Source organism: Streptomyces luteogriseus, from assembly GCF_014205055.1.
GTDB lineage: Bacteria > Actinomycetota > Actinomycetes > Streptomycetales > Streptomycetaceae > Streptomyces > Streptomyces luteogriseus.
Map to the genome: position 1 here is coordinate 3,356,424 of NZ_JACHMS010000001.1, position 23,225 is coordinate 3,379,648.

Sequence of the window (23,225 nt, forward strand, 5' to 3'; positions counted from 1 at the left end):
CCCCGACGAACCCGTGCCGTCGTGGCCGGGTGCGCAGTTCCCCGCGCCTCCGACGAACCCGCGCCTCCGAGAGGGGGCGTCTAGCGGAGGCCGTTGACCAGGGCCGCTGCTGTGAAGAGTTCCACTCCTACCGTGATGGCCGACTCGTCCACGTCGAAGTCGCCCTGGTGGAGGTCGCGGATCTGGCGTTCGCCGGGGGTGCGGACGCCGAGGCGGGCCATGGCGCCGGGGACGTGTTCCAGGTACCAGGAGAAGTCCTCGCCGCCGAGGCTCTGCTCGGTGCCCTCGACGGACTCGACGCCGCGCCGGGCGATCATGGCCTCGCGCAGCAGTTCGGTGACGCCGGGCTCGTTGACGACGGGCGGGACGCCGCGGACGTAGTTGATCTCCGACTTGGCGCGGTGGAGGTTGGCGATCTCGTCGATGGCCGCGACGACGACGTCGGGAGCCTGCCGCCACGCCTCGAGGTCGAGGCAGCGCACGGTGCCGGAGAGCTCGGCGTGCTGCGGGATCACGTTCGGGGCGTGGCCGGACTCGACGCGGCCCCAGGTGATGGCGAGCCCGCTGCGGCTGTCGAACCGCCGGCCGACCAGCGCGGGCACGTCGGTGATGACGCGGGCGGCGGCGGTGACCAGGTCGGTCGTGAGGTGGGGGCGGGCGGTGTGGCCGCCCGGGCCGTCGAGGCCGATCTCCAGCCGGTCGCATGCGGAGGTGATGGGGCCCTCGCGCAGACCGATCTTGCCCGCGTCCACACGGGGGTCGCAGTGCACGGCGATGATCGCGCCCACACCTTCCAGCGCCCCGCACTTGATGACGTCGGCGGCGCCGCCGGGCAGCACCTCCTCGGCGGGCTGGAAGATCAACCGGACCGGGCGAGGCAGCGCGCCGCGCCGGTGCAGCTCGGCGAGGACGAGGCCGGCACCGAGGACGACGGTGGTGTGCACGTCGTGACCGCAGGCGTGCGCGCGGTCGGGCACGGTGGAGCGGTACGGGCAGTCCGCCTTGGTGTCCGGGATGGGCAGGCCGTCGATGTCGGCCCGCAGAGCGAGCATGCTGGGGCCTCCGTCCCACTGCTCGCCCTCCACGCCGATGTCACAGACGAGTCCGGTCCCCACGGCGAGAACACGCGGCTTGAGGCCGGCCCGCTCCAGCCGCTCCTTGATCGCGGCGGTGGTGCGGAACTCCTGGTTGCCGAGCTCCGGGTGCATGTGCATGTCGCGCCGGAACGCGATGAGCTCTGCCCGCAGAGCGTCGGGCAGCGCACCGGGGAGTACGGCTCCTCCGGGAAGATCGACCTCGGACTCCAGTGACATCAGTGGCTTCACCCTTTGAAGGGTAGGGCGCCAAGGCGGTCGACCGACCCTGGATCAACAAAACTTCAACCCGAAAGGGGAAGAAAATATGACCGCCGGACGCATAGCTATCAAGTGAGATGGGTAAACTGGCCTGCCTTTTGGGCCTGGCCGGGCCACCCACCCCCCGGAGTGTGACTTCGACCACATGCGCGTCACGACTCCGGTATCCATCCATCCTCTCCACGGATACCACGCCCTGCGCGGCGAACACGGGCGTGTTCATCTGCCGGACGCGCGCCCCCGCTAGTCTGCGCCCGTGCGCGCCCCCGATTTCTTACAGTCCACGCAGGCCTCGTACGACGCCATCGCCGAGGCCTACGCCGCCGAGCACCCCGACAGCCTGGCCGGGAGACCGCTGGAGCGGGCGCTGCTGACGGCCTTCGTGGAGCTGGCCCGGGTGCCCGACCGGTCCGGGCAGCCGCCGGTCGCGGACGTAGGCAGCGGTCCGGGGTACGTCACGGCACGGCTGCACGAGGCCGGGCTGCCGGTGTTCGGGGTCGACGCGTCGCCCCGCATGGTGTCCCTGGCCCGCCGGGCGCACCCGGAGCTGCGTTTCCACGTCGGTTCCATGACCGCGCTGGACCTGCCGGACGAGACGCTCGGCGGCATCGTCGCGCTCTACTCGATCATCCATGTGCCGGACGGTCATCTGCCGGCCGCCTTCGCCGAGTTCCGCCGCGTCCTGCTGCCGGGGGCACCCGTACTGCTCGGTTTCCAGTCCGGCGACGAGGACGGCCACCAGCGTCTGACCGAGCGCTACGGGCAGGAGATCGCGCTCGACTACTACTGGCGCACCCCGGACACGGTCACCGGGCACCTCACGGCAGCCGGCCTGGAGCCCTACGCCCGCGTGCTGCGCGAGCCCGGCCCCGGTGAGAAGCTGCCGCGCGCGTTCCTGCTGGCGCGCAGGCCCGGGCCGGTGCCGCGGGAGGTGTGAGCCGGGGGCGTCACGACGCCGCCGGGCCGACCAGGCCCGCGGAAGGCGGCGTGGCGCTGAAGCGGGCCGGGCCGGTCGGGTCGGACGGGCTCGCCGGGTTCACCGGGTTCGCCGGGCTCGCCGGGTTCGGGGCGGCCGTAGGAGCCGTCGGCGACAGCCGGTGGACGTCTCGGGCCGTGCCCGTGACCCCGGACAGGAAGCCCTGGGCCCGCGGGGAGGCGGTCTCGGTCAGCCAGGCGGGGTCGATGTCGCAGACGGCGACGCGGACCTCCGTGCCGGCCAGGGCGAGGGGGAGGGTGTGGACGACCGTGGACGGGAAGCTGAGGACCGTCCGGCCGATGGGGCCGCGGCGGGCGATCAGTTCGAGGGGGAGTTCGGGGCGGACGATCTCCAACCCCGTCACGGCCGCGAGGCGGTGGAGCTTGTCCGTGCTCTCGCGCCGGTGGGCGAAGTAGCGGGTGGCGCCGTGGGCCCTGGCCAGGGTGTGGACGGCCTCCAGGTAGCGGCCGTCGTCCACCACCCCGGTCTCCACCAGGGACGTGCCCACCATGTCCGCGCCCCTGGTGATGCGGGGCGGGCCGAAGCGCGTCCGGGTCCAGGCGAAGGTGTTGGCGCTGACGGTGACGCCCGCCGGGGTCTCCGTCATCGGCATGGAGGAGAAGATCGCGATGCGGCGGCGCTCACCGGGGGTCAGCCGGCGGCGGGCCGACGCAGACACCGGCGCGAAGAGCACGTCCCGCGGGCCGGGGCGGCCGCCCTTGCGGTGCCAGCGCACCAGGCGTTCGCCCCGGGCCAGCTGCCCGACGAACTCCATCGTCGCCGTGCCGTCGTCGACGACGACCAGGTCACGGGCGCGGGTGATGGTCAGCAGCAGCTGGACGTAGCGGGAGAAGGGGTCCCCCAGCACGACCCGGCGTGCCCTGCGGAGCAGGCCGGACAGGCCGCCGATGGTCTGGAAGGGCGCGAGGGGCCCGCCGCGCGCTTCCTCCCAGCGGACCTGGTGACCCTCGTCGCGGGCCAGGTCGGACATCCGCCGCAGCTGGCCGCGCGTCATCGGGTCGACGGGCGACAGCACCACGAGGGTGAGCCCCACGCCGGGGGCGTGCGCGTGCGCCCACTCCAGCACGTTCAGCAGCTGTACCGGGCTCTCGACGAAGGCGAGAGTGTGGGGGCCGGCGTTCCCGGCGCGGGGGCTCATCGACGTACGACCGTCCCGTGGTGAGGGGGGTTGTGGGGGGTGGGGATCAGACGCCTACCGGCTCACCCGCGGCGTCGGCGATCTCCGCCTCGGCGACCACACCGCTGACGCGGCGCAGCTTCTTCATCGGGCCGAGCTCGGACTCGTAGACCTTCTTGACGCCGTCACCGAGGGAGGCCTCGATGGTGCGGATGTCGCGGACGAGGCGCGTCAGGCCCTGCGGCTCCACGGACGCGGCCTGGTCCGAGCCCCACATGGCGCGGTCGAGGGTGATGTGACGCTCGACGAAGGTGGCGCCCAGGGCGACCGCGGCGAGGGTGGTCTGCAGGCCGGTCTCGTGGCCGGAGTAGCCGATCGGGACGTTCGGGAACTCCTGCTGGAGAGTGTTGATGACGCGCAGGTTGAGCTCCTCGGCCTTGGCCGGGTAGGTCGACGTGGCGTGGCACATGAGGATGTTCTCGGAGCCGAGGACCTCGACGGCGTGGCGGATCTGCTTCGGCGTCGACATGCCGGTGGAGAGGATCACGGCGCGGCCGGTGGAGCGCAGGGCGCGCAGCAGCTCGTCGTCCGTGAGGGAGGCGGAGGCGACCTTGTGGGCGGGGAGGTCGAACTTCTCCAGGAAGGCGACGGCCTCGGTGTCCCACGGGGAGGCGAACCAGTCGATGTTCTTCGACTTGCAGTAGTCGTCGATCGCGCGGTACTCGTCCTCGCCGAACTCCACGCGGTGGCGGTAGTCGATGTAGGTCATCCGGCCCCAGGGGGTGTCGCGCTCGATGTCCCACTGGTCGCGCGGGGTGCAGATCTCCGGGGTGCGCTTCTGGAACTTGACGGCGTCGCAGCCGGCCTCGGCGGCGGCGTCGATCAGCTTGAAGGCGTTCTCGAGCTCGCCGTTGTGGTTGATGCCGATCTCACCGCAGACGTAGACCGGACGGCCCGGGCCGACCTCGCGCGAACCGAAGCGGCGGATACGGGAGTTGGTGCTCATGGCAGAGATGTCCTTACTTGGTGAGGGAATCGAGAGAGGGGCCGAGGATCCAGCTGGCGATCTCTCGGATCGCGCCGTCGCCACCGGAGACGGTGGTGACCGCGCGTGCGGCGCCGCGCACGACGTCGTGGGCGCTCGCGACCGCCACGGGCCAGCCCACGAGGGCGAAGCACGGGAGGTCATTGACGTCGTTGCCGACGTAGAGCACGCGCTCCGGCGCGATGCCCTGCTCCTCGCACCACTGCTTCAGCGCGAGGTCCTTGCGGTCGATGCCGTGCAGCACCGGGAGCTTGAGCTTCCGGGCCCGGGCGGCGACCACAGGGTTCTGTTCCGTGGACAGGATGAGCATCCGCAGGCCGCTGTTGCGCAGGGCCGCGATGCCGAGTCCGTCCCCGCGGTGCACGGAGACGAACTCCCGTCCGTCGGAGTCGACGAGCACCCGGTCGTCGGTCTGGGTGCCGTCGAAGTCGAGGACGACCGCGTCGATGTCGTCGGCGGTCGGGAGGGCGCCGGGCCGGGCCGCGTCGAAGAGCGGGGCGAGGGCCCGGGCGCGGGCGAGGTCGTGGGGGTCGTCGATCTCCAGCACGCGGGCGGGGTCCGTGCGGACCAGCTCGGTGCGGCCGAAGAAGCGGTGCTGGTGCTTGCGGAAGCCGGAGGCCTCCATGGCGTAGGCGGCGCCGGTCTCCAGCAGGTCCTGGGGGCGGTCCTGGCGGCGGGGCCGGAAGGACTTGTCGTGGTTGACGCCGTAGCCGCCACCGACCGCGGCGTCGTGCTCCGCGACGGATCCGGCCGCGACGACGTCCTCGGCGGACTCGGCGTCCCGCCAGATGAACCCGTGGAACGGTGCCACGGTCACCGCGGTGTCGGCGCCGTTCTCGACGATCGCGCCCGCGACCCCGTCGATGTCCTCGCGGACGATGAACGGGCTGGTGCACTGCACGAGCAGGACGACGTCCACGACCGCGCCGTGCAGGGCCTCGTGCGCGTCCACGGCGTGCAGGACGGCGGCCTCGGAGGTGGCCGTGTCGCCGGCGATGGCGGCGGGGCGCAGCACGACCTCGGCGCCGGCCTCACGGGCGGCGGCGGCGATGGCCTGGTCGTCGGTGGAGACGACGACGTCGGTCACCAGCCGGGATGCCCGGCACTCGCGCACCGCGCGCGCCACCAGCGGGACGCCGCCGACGGGGAGGAGGTTCTTCGCGGGGACGCCCTTGGAGCCGCCGCGGGCGGGGATCACGGCGAGCACGCGGCGCACCGAGGCGCCTCGGCCCGCTTCCGGTCGGGACATGGGGTCTACTCCTTGGGCAGGGGCATGGGGGCGGCTGCTGTCGGGGCGGCTCACAGTTCGCCCATCCGCCGGATGACGGGCGCCACGCGCTGGACGCCGTGCCGGTAGGCGCCGCGCGCCGCCCGGCGCACGATCTGCCGGACCGGTCCGGGTTCCTTGTCGGCGGCGGGCGCGCCGGGCAGCGGGGTGCCGTCCGGGCCGAGGTGGTGGCGGGCGAGGATCCCGGGCAGATAGCCGGGCGCGGTGACGGGCGTGTAGTACGGGGTCAGCGGAGGCAGGCCGCCGGGCCGGTCGAGCAGCTCGGCGATGCGCTTGCGGGCCGCGTCGAAGGCCGAGGCGTAGGAGCCTCCCCCAGACTCCGTCCGGGAGGTGCCCCCAGCCGCGACGCCCTGCCGGGAGACCCACTCCTCGTCGGGCACGGGCCGGTGCCCGGCGTCGAGCTGGTCCCAGGACGCGAGGCAGCCGGAGCCCACGAAGTGGTGGTTGCCGAGGGATTCGCGCACGCCCAGGTCGGTGAGTACGACGGTGGGGATACGGCGGTGCAGCGACTCCAGGGCGGCCGTGGAGCTGACCGTCACCAGCAGGTCGGTCCGGTCCAGGACCTCGCCCATGTTGCCGTACACCAGGCGGAAGTTGCCGGGCGGATCGAGCCGCTGCACCAGCTTCTGGTAGGGCAACTCCTCGATGTGGGTGGTGTGTTCGCCCGGCTTGGAGCGCAGCTTCAGCAGCACCTCGCGCTCGGGGTGCCGGCGGGCGTGCTGCACCAGCCGGTCCAGCAGGTACGTACGGTCCGTGCGGCTGTCCGGGACGGAGGGCTGGGCGGCGAACACCACCGTGTACGGGTCGTGCTCCCCTGGGTAGGGCGCACCGCCGAGGAACGGCAGGGCCACCTCGGTCACCGCGGAGGCGTCGGCGCCGACCCCTTCGTAGACGGCGCGGAAACGGTCCGCGTCCTGGCGGGAGTTGGCGAGGACCAGGTCCGCGCCGTGCCGCAGCAGCAGGCCGTCGGCGAGCTTCTCGTAGACGACACCGACGTAGCCGGTGACGACGACGGGCCGCGAGGTGCGGTGCTCCCAGACGCGTGCCAGGCCGTGGAGCATCGCCTGCACTCCGCCGCCGACGAGGGAGAGGACGAGGAGGTCGTAGGACTCCTCGGCCATGGCGCGCAGGAACTCGACGGCGGTGACCTCCCGCAGCGAGTCGGCGCGTACGCCCACTTCCTCCAGCTGGCGCGGGGTGGGCGTGGCCCGGCCGCGCAGCAGGAATCCGTCGAGGAGGGGGCCGGCTTGCGCGCTCTCGCGCGGTGCGGCTTCCATGGACGGTCCCGGGGCGATGCGGTCCGCGGTCAGCGCACCCCATTTCCATCGGGTGTCGCTGTCGGCGAGGACCGCGATGCGCAGGCGCTTCGGTGTACTTACTGGCACGTCGAAGACGCTAGAAAGCGAATCCGAGGAGCGGCGGAACCGCGACTCAACGAAAAGTTAACAACAGCCCACCGAGAGCCGAACTGGCCTGCCGGAAGGCGGGAAGTACACGGGGTGCACCGTTCTGACACATGGAGTTCACCCGGTGTACCTTCATCGGAAAGTTCCGCTGCCGGGCGGCCTCCTAACGTTTTGCGGGTGCCTAAGCTTTCCGTGATCGTGCCGTTCTACAACGTGCAGCAATATGCCCCGGACACCCTCAGAAGCCTTCGGTTGAACGCCGACCGCGATTTCGAGTTCATCCTGGTCGACGACCATTCCAAGGACGAAACTCCGGCCATTCTCGAACGAGCGGCCGAGGACCTTTCGGATGTCGCCCAGGTGCGGTACATCCGCCACGAGCGGAACGGTGGGCTCGCCACCGCCCGCAACACCGGCCTGGACGCGGCGCAGGGCGAGTACCTGACGTTCCTGGACGGCGACGACTGGCTGGCCCCCGGCTACTTCACCGAACTGGTGTCCGCGATGGACGACTTGGGGTGCGACTTCGTGCGCACCGACCATGTGCAGGCCACCGCCCGGGCCCGTTCCGTGAGCAGGGTGCCGATCGGCCGGCGCTGGGAGGTGTTCAGCCCGCGCGAGGCGATCCTGCCCGCTCACCGCTCGACCTCGGTGGACTACGCCTACGCCTGGGCCGGCGCCTATCACCGCCGCCTGGCCGACAAGGGCCTGCTCCACTTCACCGACGGGCTGCGCACGGCCGAGGACCGGCCGTGGATCTGGAAGCTGCACCGCGAGGCGGAGTCGTTCGCCGTGGTGAGCCTGCTGGGCGTGTTCTACCGGCGCGGGGTGGCCTCGTCCCTGACGCAGATCGGTGATGTCCGCCAGCTCGACTTCATCCGCGCCTTCGACCAGGTGATCGAGGAGACGGCCGCGGACCGTGACGCCGACAGGCTGCTGCCCAAGGCGGTGCGGACCTACTGCGCGATCATCGCCCACCACCTCTCCAACGAGGACAGGTTCGAACCGGCCGTGGCCAGGCGGCTGCGGTCGATGAGCGCGGCGGCCATGAAGCGCATGCCGCAGGACGCACTCGCCGACGCACTGGAGGCCATGGACATGGACCGCTCGTCCAAGCTGCGGCGGCTGCGGCGCCGGGTCACCACGACGGGAGCGGCCGCCTGATGCCCGGGACCACCCAGATCTTCTGCGCCTCGACGCTCTACGGCGTCGCCACCCTGGCCGCCGCGATCGACTCCGGCCTCTTCGAGGAGCCGGACCGCCGGGTGCTGCTGGTGTTCAACAACTCGGCGACCCCGGAGACCACTCCGGCTCTCGACGAGATGCCGGGCTTCGCGCCGCTGCGCGAGCACTTCGACGAGGTGCTGTCCTGGAACGAGGCGATCCGCCCCTTCCACCCCGGGGCGTGGACACCGCGCGCCGACGACATCCCGCTCTTCGAGCGCTATCTGCGGCTGCTGTGGGACCTCGGCGACGACCGGGTGAGCCTGGTGCTGGAATCTATCCAGGTGGCACCCGCGCTCACGGTGGCCCAGGTGTTCACCGACGCCCCCGTCGACGTCTACGCCGACGGGCTGATGAGCTACGGCCCCACCCGCAACAAGCTCGACCCGCTGGTCGGCACGCGGGTGCGGCGGCTGCTGCACCTCGATCTGGTGCCGGGGCTCACGCCGATGCTGCTGACCGAGTTCGGCGTGCCGGCGCACCTGGTGCCGACGCCCGCGTTCCTGAAGGTGCTCGGCGAGGTCACCGAGACGGTGCCCGAACTGCCCGGCCTGCCCGCCGACTCGGCGCTGCTGCTCGGCCAGTACCTCTCCGCGCTGAACATCCTCTCCCCCGAGGAGGAAGAGGACCTGCACGTGCGGATGATGCGGGGCGCCGTCGCCCGCGGTCATCGCACGGTCGTCTTCAAGCCCCACCCGACCGCACCGGCCCGTTACAGCCGCGCCCTGGAGACCGAGGCGGAGCAGCTCGGCGTGGACCTCACCGTGCTGGACACGCCCGTGCTCGCCGAGGTGTTGTTCGACCGCGCCCGGCCCGCGCTGGTCGTCGGCTGCTTCTCGACCGCCCTGTTCACGGCGTCCGCGTTCTACGACCTGCCGGTCGCCCGCATCGGCACCGAGCTGCTGCTGGAGCGGCTGACGCCGTATCAGAACAGCAACCGGGTGCCGGCCACCCTGGCGGACGCGCTGCTGCCAGGCCTGGAGAGCGGAGAGGACGGCGACGTCCTGCCGGCCGAGCGGCTGTCCGGCCTCCTCACGGCCCTCGGGTTCACCATGCAGCCGCAGATCTACCCGGACCTGCGCCCGCAGGCCGAGCGGTTCCTCGCCCGCCACCTCGGTCCACGCACCCGGCGCTACTTCAAGAAGCGCCGCCTCACCGCGCTCGGACTGCCCGGCGGCATTCCGCAACGGCTGGCGTTCCTGCCGCGCAACTCCACGGCACGCCGGGTGGTCAGGCGGGCCCGGGCCCTGCGCAAGGCGGTCCGCCGCTGAGCCGGTCCCGCCCGGCCGCCCGTCCCCCGGCGACATCCAGATGAACCCATGGGGACCGGCAGGCGAAGCCTGTCGCCATCGAACGTGATTGCGTCAACTCCCGTCCTAGGGTGACAGGCGCCCGCCCACAGGCGGCTCAGGCAAGGGACATACGAGCCACACAGAGGTTTCCAGCGTGACCGAGACGGTCGTCAGCACCCGCACGCCCCGACCCGGTGCCACCGTGCCGGCCGAACCGCCGGGGGCCACGACCGTCCCACGGCGTGGAAGGGACTCCGGCGGGCGGCTGCGCGCCCTCGACGGGTTGCGGCTGGTGGCCGCGCTGATGGTGGCGCTGTACCACTACGGCGGACGCGACGGTGAGGTCGCCCAGGCGTGGGGCACCTCGCCCCGGGACCAGTTCCCCACCCTGCACTCGCTGTTCGCCTACGGCTGCCTCGGTGTCCAGGTCTTCTTCGTGATCAGCGGTTTCGTGATCTGCATGAGCGGCTGGGGCCGTCCCCTGACGTCGTTCTTCGCCTCCCGCGCCTCCCGGCTGCTGCCCGCCTACTGGGCGGCCGTCCTGCTGGTGACCGGTGTCTTCGCGCTGCCGGTGGTCGCCTACCAGGCCGTGTCGCCGAGCGACGCCCTGGTGAACCTGACGATGCTCCAGATGCCCCTGGGCGTGGACCGGGTGCTCGGGGTGTGCTGGACCCTGTGGGCGGAGGTCCGCTTCTACGCCCTGTTCGCCCTGTGCGTCGTGCTGCCCGGGGCGAACCGCCGCCGGGTGATCATGTTCTGCGCGGGGTGGATGCTGGCCGCGGTGATCGCCGAGAACGCGGACATGCCGCTGCTCGACATCGTCCTGATGCCCGAGTACGCGCCCTTCTTCATCGGCGGTGTCGGCCTCTACCTCGTGCACCGCGACCGGCGGGACGTCCACGGGTGGGGCATCGTGGCCGTCAGCTGGCTGATAGGCCAGCACTACGCGGTGCAGGGGCTGTGGCACGCCCCGAACCCGGAGGCCTTCTCCTACCGCTCCTCGTTCGGGATCATCGCCGTCGTCACGTTCGGCTTCGTGGCGGTCGCCGCGATCGCGCTGGGGCTGCTCGGCCGGGTGAACTGGCGGTGGTTGACGGTCGCGGGTGCGCTGACGTACCCCTTCTACCTGGTCCACGAGCATCTCGGCTGGGTGGTGATCCACGCCCTGCACCGCGGTCTGGGGTTGCCCTCCGGGGTGACCTTCGCGCTGACGGTGGCGTCAATGCTGCTGCTGGCGTGGTTGCTGCACAAGTATGTGGAGAGGCCGCTGACGCCCCGGCTGCGGGCGGCCCTGACGAAGACCCGCTGACCCTGTTCACGGGACGTTCAACCGGCCGTCGATCGGGGCAACGCTCGAAGAGAAGGCTCGTCTCATGACCCACGCACAAGCCACCGACACGCACCCCGGCGAACTCGCCGACGTCCCGGGCTGGTTCCCGCCCCTGGACCAGACGCTGTTCACCTGGTTCCTCGAACGGCAGAAGAAGGCCGGCACCAAGGGCGACCTGCTCGAACTGGGTGTCTACATGGGCAAGAGCGCGATCCTGCTCGGCCACCACCTCCAGGACGGCGAGCGGTTCACGGTCTGCGACCTCTTCGAGGGCGACGCCCCCGACGACGCCAACCAGGCGGAGTCGGCCAAGTCGTACGCCTCGCTCACCCAGCAGGCCTTCGAGCGGAACTACCTCTCCTTCCACGACACCCTGCCGACGGTGATCACCGGCCCCAGCTCCCTGGTGGACCAGAAGGTGGCCCCCGACACCTGCCGCTTCATCCACATCGACGCCTCGCACCTGTACGAGCACGTGTACGGCGACATCGGCGCGGCCCACGACATCCTGCTGCCCGAAGGGGTCGTGGTCCTCGACGACTTCCGTTCCGAGCACACCCCGGGTGTCGCGGTCGCCGCATGGGAGGCCGTCCTCAACCGCGGTCTGCGCCCGATCTGCCTCAGCACGCAGAAGCTGTACGCCACCTGGGGCGACCCAGAGCCGCTCCAGGAAGAACTGCTGGAGATGCTGCGGCAGCGCTCGGACGTCGGGGTGAGCGTGCAGGAGGCGGCCGGGCACCGGCTGATCCGGGCCCGCTCCCGGGGCATGAAGCCGCCGTTCTTCCCGCCCTCACGGCACTACGTGGAACCGGCGCCCGCACCCGCGGCCGCCCCCGGGGGCACCGAGACACGGGCGGCGCGCCCGGCCCGGCCCTCCCCGTCCCGGGCCCGCCGGCTCGCCAAGGACCTGCTGCCGCCCGTGGTCACCCGGGCCGTGCGGCGGGCCCGCGCGAAACGGTCCTGACCCGCCGGACCCCGTCATGAGACCCCGTAGCGCGCCCCGATCCCCCCGATCACCAGGGCGAGTCCCTCCTCGAAGTGCCGGTCGTAGTCCTCGAAGATCTCCGCGCCCGCCTGGGCCGACAAGGGAAAGTCGGCCATCAGGCGGGCGCGTTCGTCCATGTCGTAGCCCTCGCGGCGCTCGCCCGGCAGCGGCCGGACACCCTGCTCCTCGGTGACGAAGCCCAGGGTGTACAGGTAGGCGGTGGTGAGCGCGCGGGCCGCCTGGGCGAGGGTGAACCCGGCGGCCGTGAACAGGCGCAGGTTGTCCTCCATGGGCCCGGCGTGCTCGAGGCCGGTGAAGCGTGAGCCGCTGAACACCTTCGCGCCGTCCCGGTAGCCGAGCAGGGCGGCGCGCAGCCCCCGGTTGGCCCTGAGCAGCCGGTCCTGCCAGGTGTCGTCCGGGTCGAGGGCGGTCCCGGCGACCATCCGGCGGTACATCTCCGTCGCCATCTCGTCGAGCAGCGCCTGCTTGTCCTTGAAGTGCCAGTAGAGGGCGGGCGCCTTCACGTCCAGTTCCCGGGCGATGGCGCGCAGGGTCAGGCCGTCCAGGCCCACCTCGTTCAGCAGCCGCAGCGCGGTGTCCGCGACCCGGCGGCGGTCCAGGGGCTCGCGTCGTTCCGTACTCACGCTTGACAACTTAACACCGTTAAGGCGACGCTCGTGAGGCAGAGCCACTTAACAGCGTTAAGGAGAGGGTGACCGATGGGCAGGGACACGGACGTGCTGGTGGTGGGCGCGGGCCCGACGGGTCTGGCACTCGGGATCGACCTGGCCCGGCGGGGCGTGCCCGCGCTGGTCGTGGAGCGGGCGCAAGGGCTGTTCCCCGGCTCGCGCGGCAAGGGGATCCAGCCGCGCACGATGGAGGTCTTCGACGACCTGGGCGTGCTGGACGCGATCCGGGCGGTGGGCGGCACCTACCCGGTGGGGATGATCTGGCAGGACGGCAGGCGGGCGGGTGAGCACCGGATGTTCGACGCCGTCGAGCCGAGCGAGGACGCGCCGTACAACGAGCCGTGGATGGTGCCGCAGTGGCGCACCCAGCAGATCCTGCGGGCCCGGCTGGAGGAACTGGGCGGAGTAGTGGCCTTCCGCCGGGAGGTCGTCGCTCTGACGCAGGACGAGGGCGGGGTGCGCGCGGAGTTCGCCTCGGGCGAGGCCGTCACCGCCCGGTACGCCGTGGCGGCGGACGGCGGCCGCTCGACCGTGCGCGGGCTGCTCGGCATAGGCATGGCGGGCGAGACCGTCGACCCGCACCCGACGCTGGTGGCGGACGTCCGGATCAGCGGCCTGGACCGGGACAACTGGCACGTCTTCCCGCCCGGCGAGGGGGACGGCTTCCTCGCGATCTGCCCGCTGGCCGGCACCGAGGACTTCCAGCTGGTGGCGCGGTTCCCGGAGGGGACGGCACCGGACCTCTCCCTGGACGGCATCCGGAAGGTCGTCGCCGCCCGCTCGCACCTCGCGCCGGAGTCCGTGACCGAACTGCGCTGGGCCTCGGACTTCCGGCCCCGGGCGGCCCTCGCCGACCGCTTCCGCTGCGGGCGGGTCTTCCTCGCCGGCGACGCGGCGCATGTGCACTCCCCCGCCGGCGGCCAGGGCCTCAACACCAGCGTCCAGGACGCCTACAACCTGGGCTGGAAACTGGGCGCGGTGCTGCGCGACGGCGCGGACACGGTTCTGCTCGACTCCTACGAGCAGGAGCGGCGGCCCGTCGCCGCCGAGGTGCTCGGGCTGTCCACCCGGGTGCACCGCGGCGAGACCCGGCGCGGCGGGGCGACCCGCCAACTCGGACTCGGCTACCGGGAGTCGCCGCTCACCCGCGAGATCCGGACGGACCCGGGCGCGCCGCGGGCGGGCGACCGCGCACCCGACGGGACGGTGGCCGGCGTCCGGCTCTTCGACGCGTTCCGCGGCCCGCACTGGACCCTGCTGGCCCTGGGAGACGCGCAGGCACCGGACCTCGGCGCGCGGATCCCGGTCGTACGGGGCCCCGCACCCGGCGCGTACCGGCCCGGCCTGTATCTCGTCCGCCCCGACGGCTACGTCGGCTGGGCGGGGGACACGGTGGACGGGCTTCCGGAGTACCTGGCCCGCTTCGGCCGGCGCTAGCGCGTCCGCGCCAGGCCCGATCCGGCGGTGCCGGCGCGTCCGCGCTACGAACTCGCCAGCGACAGCTTCACCGCGAACCCCAGGAACAGCGCGCCCGCCGCCGAGGTCGCCCCGGCCGACAGGCGCCGGCGGCGGCGGAAGGCCGCGGCCAGCCGGGTGCCGCCGAATATCAGCGCGCTGAGGTAGAGCACGCTGGCGAGCTGGGCAAGGACGCCGAGGACGACGAAGGACAGAGCCGGGTAGGCGTACTGCGGATCCACGAACTGCACGAAGAAGGCGACGAAGAAGAGGATCGCCTTGGGGTTGAACAGGCTGACGACGAAGGCACGGCGGAAGGGCCGCTCCTCGGCGGGCGGGGGCGCCTCACCCTCGGCGGTCCGCTCCCCGCGCGTGCGCCACATGCCCCACGCGGCCCGCAGCATGCCGATGGCCAGCCAGGTCAGATATCCGGCTCCCGCGTACTTGACGAGGGCGAACAGCACGGCGTTCGCCTGGAGCAGCGAGGCGACCCCGGCCGCGGACAGCGTCATCAACACCGTGTCCCCGCACCAGACTCCGGCAGAGGCGGTGTACCCGGCACGCACGCCCCGGCGGGCGGCCACGGACAGCACGTACAGCGAGTTGGGGCCGGGCAGCAGAATGATCAGGACGAGGCCCGCCAGGTAGGTGGGCAGATCGATGACACCGAACATGCGAATGAGTGTGGCACGCAGGTCTGACATCCCCGCCCCGGGCGGCGGTCAGAAGACGTCGGACGGGACGTACGCCCCCCACACCTCGCGCAGTGCGGTGCAGACCTCGCCGACGGTGGCGCGGGCGCGCAGGGCCTCTTTCATGGGGTAGAGGACGTTGTCGTCGCCCTGGGCGGCCTTCTTCAGCGCGGTCAGGGCCGCCTCGACGGCCGGCTGGTCGCGTTCGGCGCGCAGGGTGGCCAGACGTTCGGCCTGGCGGGCCTCGATGGCCGGATCGACGCGCAGCGGCTCGTAGGGTTCTTCCTCGTCGAGCCGGAAACGGTTGACGCCGACGACGACGCGTTCGCCGGAGTCGGTCTCCTGGGCGATGCGGTAGGCGTTGCGTTCGATCTCGCCCTTCTGGAAGCCGCGTTCGATGGCCTCGACCGCGCCGCCCAGCTCCTCGACCCGGTCCATCAGCTCCACCGCCGCCCTCTCCACGTCATCGGTGAGTTTCTCGATGACGTAGGAGCCGGCGAACGGATCGACGGTGGCGGTCACGTCGGTCTCGTGGGCGAGAACCTGCTGGGTGCGCAGGGCCAGGCGGGCGGACTTGTCCGTCGGCAGGGCGATGGCCTCGTCGAAGGAGTTGGTGTGCAGCGACTGCGTGCCGCCCAGCACCGCGGCCAGGCCCTGGACGGCGACCCGGACCAGGTTCACCTCCGGCTGCTGGGCGGTCAGCTGCACCCCGGCCGTCTGGGTGTGGAAGCGGAGCATCAGCGACTTGGGGTCGCGCGCGCCGAACTCCTCGCGCATCACCCGGGCCCAGATCCGCCGCGCGGCACGGAACTTCGCCACCTCCTCCAGCAAGGTGGTGCGGGCCACGAAGAAGAACGACAGACGGGGCGCGAAATCATCCACGCCCATGCCGGCGGCGACCGCCGTGCGCACGTACTCGATGCCGTCGGCCAGGGTGAAGGCGATCTCCTGCGCGGGCGAGGCACCCGCCTCGGCCATGTGGTAGCCGGAGATGGAGATCGTGTTCCACCGCGGCATCTCCGCCCGGCAGTACCGGAAGATGTCCGCGATCAGCCGCAGCGACGGCTTGGGCGGGAAAATGTAGGTGCCCCGGGCGATGTACTCCTTCAGCACGTCGTTCTGGATTGTGCCCGTCAACCGGTCCGCGGCGACCCCCTGCTCCTCGGCCACCAGCTGGTACAGCAGCAGCAACACGGCGGCCGGGGCGTTGATCGTCATCGACGTCGACACCTTCTCCAGCGGAATCCCGCCGAACAGCACCCGCATGTCCTCGATCGAGTCGACCGCCACACCCACCTTGCCGACCTCGCCGTGCGCGATCGGCGCATCCGAGTCATGCCCCATCTGGGTGGGCAGGTCGAAAGCGACCGACAGGCCCGTCGTGCCGTGCGCGATCAGCTGCCGGTAACGCGCGTTGGACTCCGTCGCCGTACCGAAACCCGCGTACTGGCGCATCGTCCACGGCCGGCCCGTGTACATCGACCGATACACGCCACGGGTGTACGGGTACGCCCCCGGCTCCCCCAGCTTTTCCGCCGCGTCCCAGCCCTCCAGAGCCTCCGGCCCGTAGACCGGCTCGATCGGCAGCCCCGACTCCGACTCACGCGCCATGGTGGTGTGCCTCCCGAAGAGCAGTGGCCTCGCTCACCACCATGCCCCGTGGTTCGCGAACGGTCACGCCCGGGGAACATCTCAGGTGACATCCGGGCACACCGGTGAGACGAGCGGGGGGCCGTGTGCGTACCACGGGCATGGGAAGAGCGTTCGTAGCGGGACTCGCCGTGCTGGCCGCGCTGACCGGCTGCACGGTGCAGACCCCCGACGGCGAGGGCAAGCGCCGCTCGCCGGTGCACATCGAGCTGCCCAGCGGCACCCCGGCCCCGGACCGCACGCCCGCCCGGGGCGGCGGCGCGCCGAGCATCGCGCCCGCGCCGGACGACGACAAGCCGAGTGCCGCACCCGTCCCGCCCCGCGTGCTGTGGTCCCGCGGTGACACCGGCCGGGACGTCCGGGAGCTCCAGGCCCGGCTGCGGCAGGTCGCCTGGCTGTTCGAAGGGCCGACCGGGACGTACGGCGAACAGACGGAGCGGGCGGTCAGCGGGTTCCAGGGCAAGCGCGGGCTGCCGCGCACCGGGAAGACCGACGCCGTCACCTGGCAGCGGCTGGTGCGCATGACGCGCGAGCCGGGCCGGTGGGACCTGTACTTGATGGGCGGCCAGCAGGCCGACCCGCCGGACGCGCGCTGCCGGACCGGCCGGGTGCTGTGCATCGACAAGACCAGCAGGACACTGCGCTGGATGATCGACGGGCGGACCGTGTCGACGATGGCGGTCCGCTTCGGCTCGCAGGGCACACCGACCCGGGAGGGCGTCTTCTCCGTCTACTGGAAGTCCCGCGACCACGTCTCGACGCTCTACGACTCGCCCATGCCCTACGCGATGTTCTTCAGCGGCGGCCAGGCCGTGCACTTCTCGGCGGACTTCGCCGCCCGGGGATACGCGGGCGGCTCGCACGGCTGCGTCAACGTACGGGACGAGCAGGCGATCGCGGAGCTGTTCGCGCAGGTCCGCAACGGCGACAGGGTCGTCGTGTCCTGGTGACGGCGGGGAGAGAGAGTTAGGGGCGCGGGCGGGACCGGGGGAACGTGTCCCGCCCGCGCTCAGGTGCACGAGCCGTAGGTACGGGGGGAACCCCGGCTCTGTGCGACGGCCGATGACCAGTCGGCTCACTCATTACTGCGCCGGGGCGGCCGAAAACGTCACACCGTCGGCCAGAAAATTTTCAGGGAGTGCGAAACCGCAGGTCGCAGCGGCGCGAGAGAGGTCCGGAAGCCGCCACGGCCCGCGCCGTCATCGTCGTCGTCCTTCTTCTCGGCGCGCTTCTCGGCCTTGCGGTCGGCCTTGTCCTGCTTCCGACTCTGGTCGCCGTCCTGCTTGCGGTCCTGGTTGCGGTCCCGGCCGGAGCCCTTGTCCTGGTGCCGGCCCTTGTCCGCGTGGTCGTCGCTCCCGCGCCCACCGGAGCGGGGGGCGGCCGGGGACAGCACGCCCTTGCAGTACTTCCGTACCCGGAGGCCGCCCGCCGCGTCCCGCAGGGCACGCCTGCGGTCGGGGTCCAGCCGCTTGCCGTCGCGCAGGTCGCGGCAGGCGGCGGTGATCTCCCCGCGGTGGCCGCCGGAGCCGTCCTTCCGGTGCTCCGGCTTCGGGGCCGCGTCGTCGCGCTCCGCGTCACCGCCCTGGGCACCGGCCCCGCCCTTCGGCGAGCCGCCCGGGGCGCCGCCGTCGGGAGTGGAGCCGCCCTGCGCGGTGTCGCCCGGTGACGGCGACACCAGCGGGCGTTCGGGATGGGTGACGGAGGCCGAGACGGAGGTGCCGGGGTTGGGTTCGTCGTCGCCGAAGGGCGCCCTCAGGCCTCCGGTTCCGGCCGCGAGGGCCACCCCGCCGACCATGCCGACCGCCAGCACGGCGGCCAGGGCGAGGCGGGCGGGACGGGCCCAGCGGGGCGGACGGGCGGTGACGGTGCTGCCGTCGCCGGGGGTACCGATACGGACCAGCCCCGCGTCGGAGACGTCTGCCGCGGCGCGTCCGCCGATGGCCGCGGGGGCGGCGGCCGCGTCGGCGCGTTCCGCGCGGGCCTTGCGGAAAGCGGCCACCGCGGCGGCCTCGCCGGGGAGTTCATCGCTGGTCAGCGGGGGTGTGGCGGACAGTGCGCCGAGGGTCCTGGCGAGGTGTTCGGCCTGATCCCGGCCGGCGCCTTCGACAGCTCCGGGTGGCTCTCCGCTCAGCAAACGCTCCGCCGTTTCGCGGTCCAGCCACCTGTACTGCTCGTCGGCCATCACACATCCTTCTGCGTCCGCGCAACGCTGTGCGTCACACCTGCGGACGTCACGGCACCGCCACGCGGTTCTCGCTGGGGCGGCAGGGCGTCGAGCACCCCGGCCGATTCCGGATCGGTCTGCGGGTCGTCGCCGAGCAGTTCGGCGAGCCGCTTCAGACCCCGGTGCGCCGCCGTGCGGACCGCGCCCGGGCGCTTTCCGAGCGTCGCGGCGGCGGTCTTCGCGTCGAGCCCCACCACCACGCGCAGCACGACCGCTTCGGCCTGGTCCTGCGGCAGCCGGGAGATCAGGGAGAACGCGCCGTCCGTGGCGAGCGCCTCGATGGCCTCGCCGGCGGTGTCCGACTCGGCGGCACGGCCGGTCAGCTCGGTCTCGTCACCGCCGATCGCGGGCCGGCGCCCGCGCATGCGTATGTGGTCCAGCGCGCGGTTGCGGGCGATCCGGGCGGCCCAGCCGCGGAACCGGTCCGCGTCGCCGGTGAACCGCTCCAGATCGCGGGCTATCTGAAGCCACGCCTCGGACGTCACGTCCTCGGCGTCGGGGTCGCCGACCAGTGTCCGTACGTACCCGAGCAGCCGCGGATGCACGGTGCGGTACACGGTCCGGAACGCGTTTTCGTCTCCGTCCTGTGCCGCGCGCACCGCGGCGGTCAGCTCCGCGTCGTCCCCCAGCACCGCGCGCCCTTCTGCGCCTCGACCGGCGCCGCTTTCGCGGACCGGGTTCTCGCCGTCGTGGTTGCCCAATTAGTGGTTGCGGTCACAAGCCCGCAGGTGGTTGCGGTGGTCTCGCCGCCTTCTCTGTTGGCGCGAATGGCACGTTACGACCTGAAACCATGCCCCGTCCATGTCCGTCCGAGATGCAACTAAGCCGTGACGGAGCGGGGTGTGACAGAAAACGCACACCGGGCGCTGTAGGAAGTACGGGCCGCCGCGCGGCCCGTGCCGCGCGACGGCCGGGGCCTCTCCTGTGGGGGGTGGCGGCCTCGGCCGTTGCCATGGCGGGCCCCCGCGGGGTCGCGGAGCCGCCCGGCCGTGCCGGCGGGTACTCGCGGAATCCCCTACTTCTGACGGCCGTTGGGCTGGGAGCGCTTGCCCTCGCTCCGGCTCGCGCCCGCGCCCTTGTCCCCGCCGTCGTCCGAGCCGTTGCCCGTGCCGTTGTGCGCGGCGGGTGCGCCGTCGTCCTCGGCGGGGCCACCGTTGGCGGGGCCACCGCTCACGCTCTTCGGCTCGTCCAGTTGTCCGGCGCAGTACGCCGTGACGTTCCTCTCACCGCCCGCGGCGGCCACCAGACGCTCCCATGACGTCGCCTCCATGGCCTTGCCGCGCCGGCCGACCCGCTCGTAGGCGCGGCAGTGGGCCTCGGTGTCCTCGGCGGGGGCGGGCCGGTCCGGGGAGGAACCGGTGCCGGGGCCGTGGCTGTCGCGGGAGGGCGGTTCCGACGGGTCGCGCGGGGCGCTGCTCGGGGCGGGCCTCCGCTCGGGGGCATCCTTCGTGCCGTCCTCCGGCGTTCCCGCCACGCCGATCGCCGCCACGGCGACACCGCCCAGCGTGAGACTGGCGAGCAGCACGGAGAGCGTCGTCTTCAGGGACCGGCCGAGGCGCCGCCGTTCCCGGGCGCGCCAGTCGTCCCGGCGGCGGGTGCGCGTGCGCAGGGCCCCGGCGTCCCGGGCGGCCCGGAAGGCGGCCACGGCCCGCTGCTCGGCCTGGGCGTCGACACCGTCCCGGACGAGGGAGGCGACGATCAGCGCCTCGACGTCGGCGTCGAGGAGGGCGTGCCGGGAACCACGGCCGGACAGCCCGCCGTCGCTCTGCCGTTCACCCATGTCCGTTTCCGTCCCTGCTCGATCCGATCGATCCGTCTGCCCGGCGGCGCCGGCCGGCCCGCCGGGCCCCAGTACGGCCCGCCGGTCCGCCCTGTTCAGGGCCCCGACCCCGTGCGACCCGGCCGGGCCGCACGCGAAACCGCCGGTTCCGCTACGTCGACTCACCCAGCGTCCGGGGAGCCTCATCCGTCACACTCGCCGCGCCCAGCTGCCCGGCGAGGCGCTTCAGACCCCGGTAGGCGGCCGTCCGTACCGCGCCCGGCCGTTTGCCCAGAACCCGCGCGGCGGCGGGGCCGTCGAGGCCGACCACGACACGCAGCAGCACGGCCTCGGCCTGGTCGCGCGGCAGCCCCCGGACCAGCTCCAGGGCGTGCTCGGTGGAGATGGCCTCCAGCGCCTGGTCGTGCGTGCTCTGCGGTCCCGGCAGTTCCAGGATGTCCTGCTCCAGCGCGGACGACCGGGGCCGTACCCGCTGCCGGCGCAGATGGTCCAGCGCCCGGTGCCGGGCGATGGTCGCCGTCCAGCCGCGGAAGCCGGCCCCGTCGCCCCGGAACCGCCCGAGGTCCCGGGCGATCTCCAGCCAGGCGTCGGACGCCACGTCCTCCGCGTCGTCCCCGACCAGGCCGCGCAGATAGCCGAGCAGTCCGGGCTGCACGAAGCGGTAGGCGACCGCGAAGGCCGCCTCGTCACCCTGCTGGGCCCGCGCGACGGCCGCGCCCAGTTCCCCGTCGTACGCCTGCCCACGCCGGGGTTCCGTTCCCTGACCCAAGTACCGTCCTCGTCCGTGCCGAGTGCGCGCCCTCCCACGCTCATCAGCGCCGGTCGGCGCGGAAGTGTCACAGCGCGTCAGGCGCCGGGCGCCCGCGACCGTTCGGGTCAACCCGGCCCGCCGTCCTCGGGAGCCCCGCCCCGCGGAGGTTTCGGCCAAGTGACGTACCGGGGACCTCTGCTCGCGATGCCACCGCCCACGAAAGGCGAGCGCCGTATGACACCCCGCCTCCTGCGCACCGCCGTCGCCACCGCCCTGGCCCTCGGCGCACTCGGACTGACCCAGCCCGCCCGGGCCACCCCCTCGGACGGTGTGCACACCGTCCGGGTGCCGGACGGCGACCCCCACGACCGGTCCCTCGCGCCGCGCACCACCGAGCCGTTCAGCCTGATCGGCGTCACCTGGGACGATCCGGACGCGGCCCTGGACGGCACCGCCGAGGTGCGCACCCGCTCCCGGGAGAGCGGCGCGTGGAGCGCGTGGCGCCCCCTGGAGACCGAAGGCCGTAGGCCCGAGACCGGCCCCGACCGCGACCGGGCCGGGGTGCGCGGCAGCACCCAGCCGCTGTGGACCGGGCCCTCGGACGGCGTCCAGGTGCGCCTGTCGGGCTCGCGCCTGCCGGAAGGGCTGCGGGTCGAACTGGTCGACCCCGAGGCCGGATCGGACGCGGTGCACACCGAGGCCGTCGATCCGGCCACCGCCCGGCCGGCCGCCGGTCCGCTGGCGGCCGAGCGTCCCGCCATGACGTCGCGTTCCGCCTGGGGCGCGGACGAGTCCCTGGTGAAGGACCCGCCCACCTACACCGGCGACACCAAGGCGGTGTTCGTCCACCACACGGCGGGCACCAACGACTACACCTGCTCCGAGTCGGCGTCGATCGTGCGCGGCGTGTTCCTCTACCACGTGCAGAGCAACGGCTGGAACGACATCGGCTACCACTTCCTCGTCGACAAGTGCGGCACCGTCTTCGAGGGCCGTGCGGGTGGCGTCGACAAGCCCGTCCTCGGCGCGCACACCTACGGGTTCAACACCGCCACCAGCAGTGTCTCGGTGCTCGGCGACTACTCCACGGCGGCCACCAACGCCGCGGTGCGCGCGTCGGTCGCGAAGGTCGCCGCGTGGAAGCTCGGCCTCTACGGCATCGACCCGACCGGGACGACCGTGCTGACCTCGGGTGCCGACAACGGCAAGTACAAGCTGGGCCAGAAGGTGACGTTCCACCGCATCTCCGGCCACCGCGACGGCTACCCGACCGAATGCCCCGGACAGCACCTCTACGACGACCTGCCAGAGATCCGCACCCTGGCCGCGAACGCCGGCACGCCGGCCGAGCCCGCCACGGAGCCGCCGGGACCCCTGGACGAGGACGAGGCCGGGAACGACGCCGCGGACGCGGGCGTACTCGGGCGGTGACGCTACCGCCGGGGCCCGGTGCTCACCGCGTCCCGGCACAGCAGCCGCAGCGATCCGTGTCCCGCGTAGCAGCGGCGCGCCTCCTCGATGGGGTCCCACAGGCGCCCGTCGGGGGTGCGGATCCAGTGGTCACCGCCGGTCGCCCACCATTCGGCGCCGGAGTGACGCGCCATCACCTCACCGGCGTAGGCGCCGAAGCCGCGCAGCACCTCCCGGACGGCGGCGTCGGGCGCTCCCTCCCGCCGTATCCCCTCGATCATCCGGTCGATGCTCCACAGGCTCTGCGCCGAGTAGTCGAGGCGCAGCCGTGCTCCCTCGCGCATCGTCGCCACTGTGTCCGCCGCCCATCGCAGCGGCTTCGCAGCCGCCGATGGCCTGGTCTCCGCTTGAGTCGTCACATCCCGGAAAGCGCTGCGGCGAAGCGTTTCGTCACCCGGATTCGGCGGCTTCCCCGAAGCAACGCAGGACCGCCCCACCTCGCCCAAGGGACAGTCACAGGACTCTTCCAGGAACG

21 protein-coding genes are annotated in these 23,225 nt (G+C 72.6%); 8 read left to right on the forward strand and 13 right to left on the reverse strand.

Annotation, left to right across the window (positions count from 1 at the left end; all coding sequences use genetic code 11):
* Positions 1-80 precede the first annotated feature (80 nt).
* Positions 81-1,313: a M20 family metallopeptidase gene (locus BJ965_RS14415; protein WP_184917157.1), complete on the reverse strand. Its 1,233-nt coding sequence runs from the start codon at positions 1,311-1,313 to the stop codon at positions 81-83.
* Between the two features lie 298 nt (positions 1,314-1,611).
* Here BJ965_RS14415 and BJ965_RS14420 point away from each other — a divergent pair, with 298 nt between their 5' ends.
* Entirely contained in the window at positions 1,612-2,292 is a 681-nt protein-coding gene (locus BJ965_RS14420; protein ID WP_184909015.1) for a class I SAM-dependent DNA methyltransferase, read from the forward strand.
* A 10-nt stretch (positions 2,293-2,302) separates the two neighbouring features.
* Here the strand turns inward: BJ965_RS14420 and BJ965_RS14425 are convergent, their stop codons facing one another.
* From BJ965_RS14425 to BJ965_RS14440, 4 genes are read right to left on the reverse strand one after another with little or no spacing between them, the layout of a single operon-like run.
* Positions 2,303-3,490, reverse strand: a complete 1,188-nt coding sequence (locus BJ965_RS14425) for a hypothetical protein (RefSeq protein ID WP_246545897.1) — start codon at positions 3,488-3,490, stop codon at positions 2,303-2,305.
* Between the two features lie 46 nt (positions 3,491-3,536).
* Positions 3,537-4,475 (reverse strand): N-acetylneuraminate synthase family protein, encoded by a 939-nt coding sequence (locus BJ965_RS14430; protein WP_184909016.1) that lies wholly within the window; start codon positions 4,473-4,475, stop codon positions 3,537-3,539.
* A 13-nt stretch (positions 4,476-4,488) separates the two neighbouring features.
* A complete protein-coding gene (locus tag BJ965_RS14435) occupies positions 4,489-5,763 on the reverse strand; it encodes an N-acylneuraminate cytidylyltransferase (protein ID WP_184909017.1) in 1,275 nt (424 codons plus the stop codon).
* 50 nt (positions 5,764-5,813) lie between these two features.
* The gene (locus BJ965_RS14440; protein ID WP_184909018.1) at positions 5,814-7,187 is read right to left on the reverse strand and encodes a DUF6716 putative glycosyltransferase; all 1,374 of its coding nucleotides are present in this window, start codon (positions 7,185-7,187) and stop codon (positions 5,814-5,816) included.
* A 198-nt stretch (positions 7,188-7,385) separates the two neighbouring features.
* Here BJ965_RS14440 and BJ965_RS14445 point away from each other — a divergent pair, with 198 nt between their 5' ends.
* From BJ965_RS14445 to BJ965_RS14460, 4 genes are all read left to right on the forward strand, one after another.
* Positions 7,386-8,372: a glycosyltransferase family 2 protein gene (locus BJ965_RS14445; RefSeq protein WP_184909019.1), complete on the forward strand. Its 987-nt coding sequence runs from the start codon at positions 7,386-7,388 to the stop codon at positions 8,370-8,372.
* The gene (locus tag BJ965_RS14450; protein ID WP_184909020.1) at positions 8,372-9,703 is read left to right on the forward strand and encodes an alpha-2,8-polysialyltransferase family protein; all 1,332 of its coding nucleotides are present in this window, start codon (positions 8,372-8,374) and stop codon (positions 9,701-9,703) included. The genes BJ965_RS14445 and BJ965_RS14450 overlap by 1 nt, the downstream gene beginning before the upstream one ends.
* 175 nt (positions 9,704-9,878) lie before the next feature.
* Positions 9,879-11,033: an acyltransferase family protein gene (locus tag BJ965_RS14455; protein ID WP_184909021.1), complete on the forward strand. Its 1,155-nt coding sequence runs from the start codon at positions 9,879-9,881 to the stop codon at positions 11,031-11,033.
* Between the two features lie 64 nt (positions 11,034-11,097).
* On the forward strand, positions 11,098-12,018 hold the full coding sequence (locus BJ965_RS14460; RefSeq protein WP_184909022.1) for a class I SAM-dependent methyltransferase: 921 nt from the start codon (positions 11,098-11,100) through the stop codon (positions 12,016-12,018).
* A 14-nt stretch (positions 12,019-12,032) separates the two neighbouring features.
* On the opposite strand, the gene BJ965_RS14465 is transcribed toward BJ965_RS14460, so the two are convergent.
* Positions 12,033-12,683: a TetR/AcrR family transcriptional regulator C-terminal domain-containing protein gene (locus tag BJ965_RS14465; protein WP_184909023.1), complete on the reverse strand. Its 651-nt coding sequence runs from the start codon at positions 12,681-12,683 to the stop codon at positions 12,033-12,035.
* Positions 12,684-12,758: 75 nt separating this feature from the next.
* On the opposite strand from BJ965_RS14465, the gene BJ965_RS14470 reads away from it, so the two are divergent.
* On the forward strand, positions 12,759-14,165 hold the full coding sequence (locus tag BJ965_RS14470; RefSeq protein WP_184909024.1) for an FAD-dependent oxidoreductase: 1,407 nt from the start codon (positions 12,759-12,761) through the stop codon (positions 14,163-14,165).
* 44 nt (positions 14,166-14,209) lie between these two features.
* Here the strand turns inward: BJ965_RS14470 and leuE are convergent, their stop codons facing one another.
* Positions 14,210-14,857, reverse strand: a complete 648-nt coding sequence (gene leuE, locus BJ965_RS14475) for a leucine efflux protein LeuE (RefSeq protein ID WP_184909025.1) — start codon at positions 14,855-14,857, stop codon at positions 14,210-14,212.
* 48 nt (positions 14,858-14,905) lie between these two features.
* Positions 14,906-16,486: an acyl-CoA mutase large subunit family protein gene (locus BJ965_RS14480; RefSeq protein WP_184909026.1), complete on the reverse strand. Its 1,581-nt coding sequence runs from the start codon at positions 16,484-16,486 to the stop codon at positions 14,906-14,908.
* A gap of 140 nt (positions 16,487-16,626) precedes the next feature.
* Here BJ965_RS14480 and BJ965_RS14485 point away from each other — a divergent pair, with 140 nt between their 5' ends.
* The gene (locus tag BJ965_RS14485) at positions 16,627-17,475 is read left to right on the forward strand and encodes a L,D-transpeptidase family protein (RefSeq protein WP_184909027.1); all 849 of its coding nucleotides are present in this window, start codon (positions 16,627-16,629) and stop codon (positions 17,473-17,475) included.
* A gap of 158 nt (positions 17,476-17,633) precedes the next feature.
* Here the strand turns inward: BJ965_RS14485 and BJ965_RS14490 are convergent, their stop codons facing one another.
* From BJ965_RS14490 to BJ965_RS14505, 4 genes are all read right to left on the reverse strand, one after another.
* Positions 17,634-18,707: a hypothetical protein gene (locus BJ965_RS14490; RefSeq protein ID WP_184909028.1), complete on the reverse strand. Its 1,074-nt coding sequence runs from the start codon at positions 18,705-18,707 to the stop codon at positions 17,634-17,636.
* On the reverse strand, positions 18,707-19,381 hold the full coding sequence (locus tag BJ965_RS14495; RefSeq protein WP_184909029.1) for an RNA polymerase sigma factor: 675 nt from the start codon (positions 19,379-19,381) through the stop codon (positions 18,707-18,709). The genes BJ965_RS14490 and BJ965_RS14495 overlap by 1 nt, the downstream gene beginning before the upstream one ends.
* A 383-nt stretch (positions 19,382-19,764) precedes the next feature.
* A complete protein-coding gene (locus BJ965_RS14500; RefSeq protein WP_184909030.1) occupies positions 19,765-20,529 on the reverse strand; it encodes a hypothetical protein in 765 nt (254 codons plus the stop codon).
* A 151-nt stretch (positions 20,530-20,680) separates the two neighbouring features.
* Complete coding sequence (locus BJ965_RS14505; RefSeq protein WP_184909031.1) at positions 20,681-21,298, reverse strand: RNA polymerase sigma factor; 618 nt, start codon at positions 21,296-21,298, stop codon at positions 20,681-20,683.
* Between the two features lie 216 nt (positions 21,299-21,514).
* On the opposite strand from BJ965_RS14505, the gene BJ965_RS14510 reads away from it, so the two are divergent.
* Complete coding sequence (locus BJ965_RS14510) at positions 21,515-22,711, forward strand: N-acetylmuramoyl-L-alanine amidase (RefSeq protein WP_184909032.1); 1,197 nt, start codon at positions 21,515-21,517, stop codon at positions 22,709-22,711.
* A 2-nt stretch (positions 22,712-22,713) separates the two neighbouring features.
* Here BJ965_RS14510 and BJ965_RS14515 read toward each other — a convergent pair whose 3' ends face one another.
* Positions 22,714-23,109, reverse strand: coding sequence for a hypothetical protein (locus BJ965_RS14515; protein ID WP_184909033.1), 396 nt, complete (start codon positions 23,107-23,109; stop codon positions 22,714-22,716).
* Positions 23,110-23,225 lie beyond the last annotated feature (116 nt).

What these genes read in the sequence shown, in the direction of transcription:
- BJ965_RS14425 (WP_246545897.1), bottom strand. Translation starts at nt 3,490, where the DNA reads ATGAGCCCCCGCGCCGGGAACGCCGGCCCCCACACTCTCGCCTTCGTC.
- BJ965_RS14510 (WP_184909032.1), top strand. Translation starts at nt 21,515, where the DNA reads ATGACACCCCGCCTCCTGCGCACCGCCGTCGCCACCGCCCTGGCCCTC.
- BJ965_RS14470 (WP_184909024.1), top strand. Translation starts at nt 12,759, where the DNA reads ATGGGCAGGGACACGGACGTGCTGGTGGTGGGCGCGGGCCCGACGGGT.
- BJ965_RS14415 (WP_184917157.1), bottom strand. Translation starts at nt 1,313, where the DNA reads ATGTCACTGGAGTCCGAGGTCGATCTTCCCGGAGGAGCCGTACTCCCC.
- BJ965_RS14480 (WP_184909026.1), bottom strand. Translation starts at nt 16,486, where the DNA reads ATGGCGCGTGAGTCGGAGTCGGGGCTGCCGATCGAGCCGGTCTACGGG.
- BJ965_RS14430 (WP_184909016.1), bottom strand. Translation starts at nt 4,475, where the DNA reads ATGAGCACCAACTCCCGTATCCGCCGCTTCGGTTCGCGCGAGGTCGGC.
- BJ965_RS14435 (WP_184909017.1), bottom strand. Translation starts at nt 5,763, where the DNA reads ATGTCCCGACCGGAAGCGGGCCGAGGCGCCTCGGTGCGCCGCGTGCTC.
- BJ965_RS14450 (WP_184909020.1), top strand. Translation starts at nt 8,372, where the DNA reads ATGCCCGGGACCACCCAGATCTTCTGCGCCTCGACGCTCTACGGCGTC.
- BJ965_RS14485 (WP_184909027.1), top strand. Translation starts at nt 16,627, where the DNA reads ATGGGAAGAGCGTTCGTAGCGGGACTCGCCGTGCTGGCCGCGCTGACC.
- BJ965_RS14460 (WP_184909022.1), top strand. Translation starts at nt 11,098, where the DNA reads ATGACCCACGCACAAGCCACCGACACGCACCCCGGCGAACTCGCCGAC.
- BJ965_RS14500 (WP_184909030.1), bottom strand. Translation starts at nt 20,529, where the DNA reads ATGGGTGAACGGCAGAGCGACGGCGGGCTGTCCGGCCGTGGTTCCCGG.
- leuE (WP_184909025.1), bottom strand. Translation starts at nt 14,857, where the DNA reads ATGTTCGGTGTCATCGATCTGCCCACCTACCTGGCGGGCCTCGTCCTG.
- BJ965_RS14490 (WP_184909028.1), bottom strand. Translation starts at nt 18,707, where the DNA reads ATGGCCGACGAGCAGTACAGGTGGCTGGACCGCGAAACGGCGGAGCGT.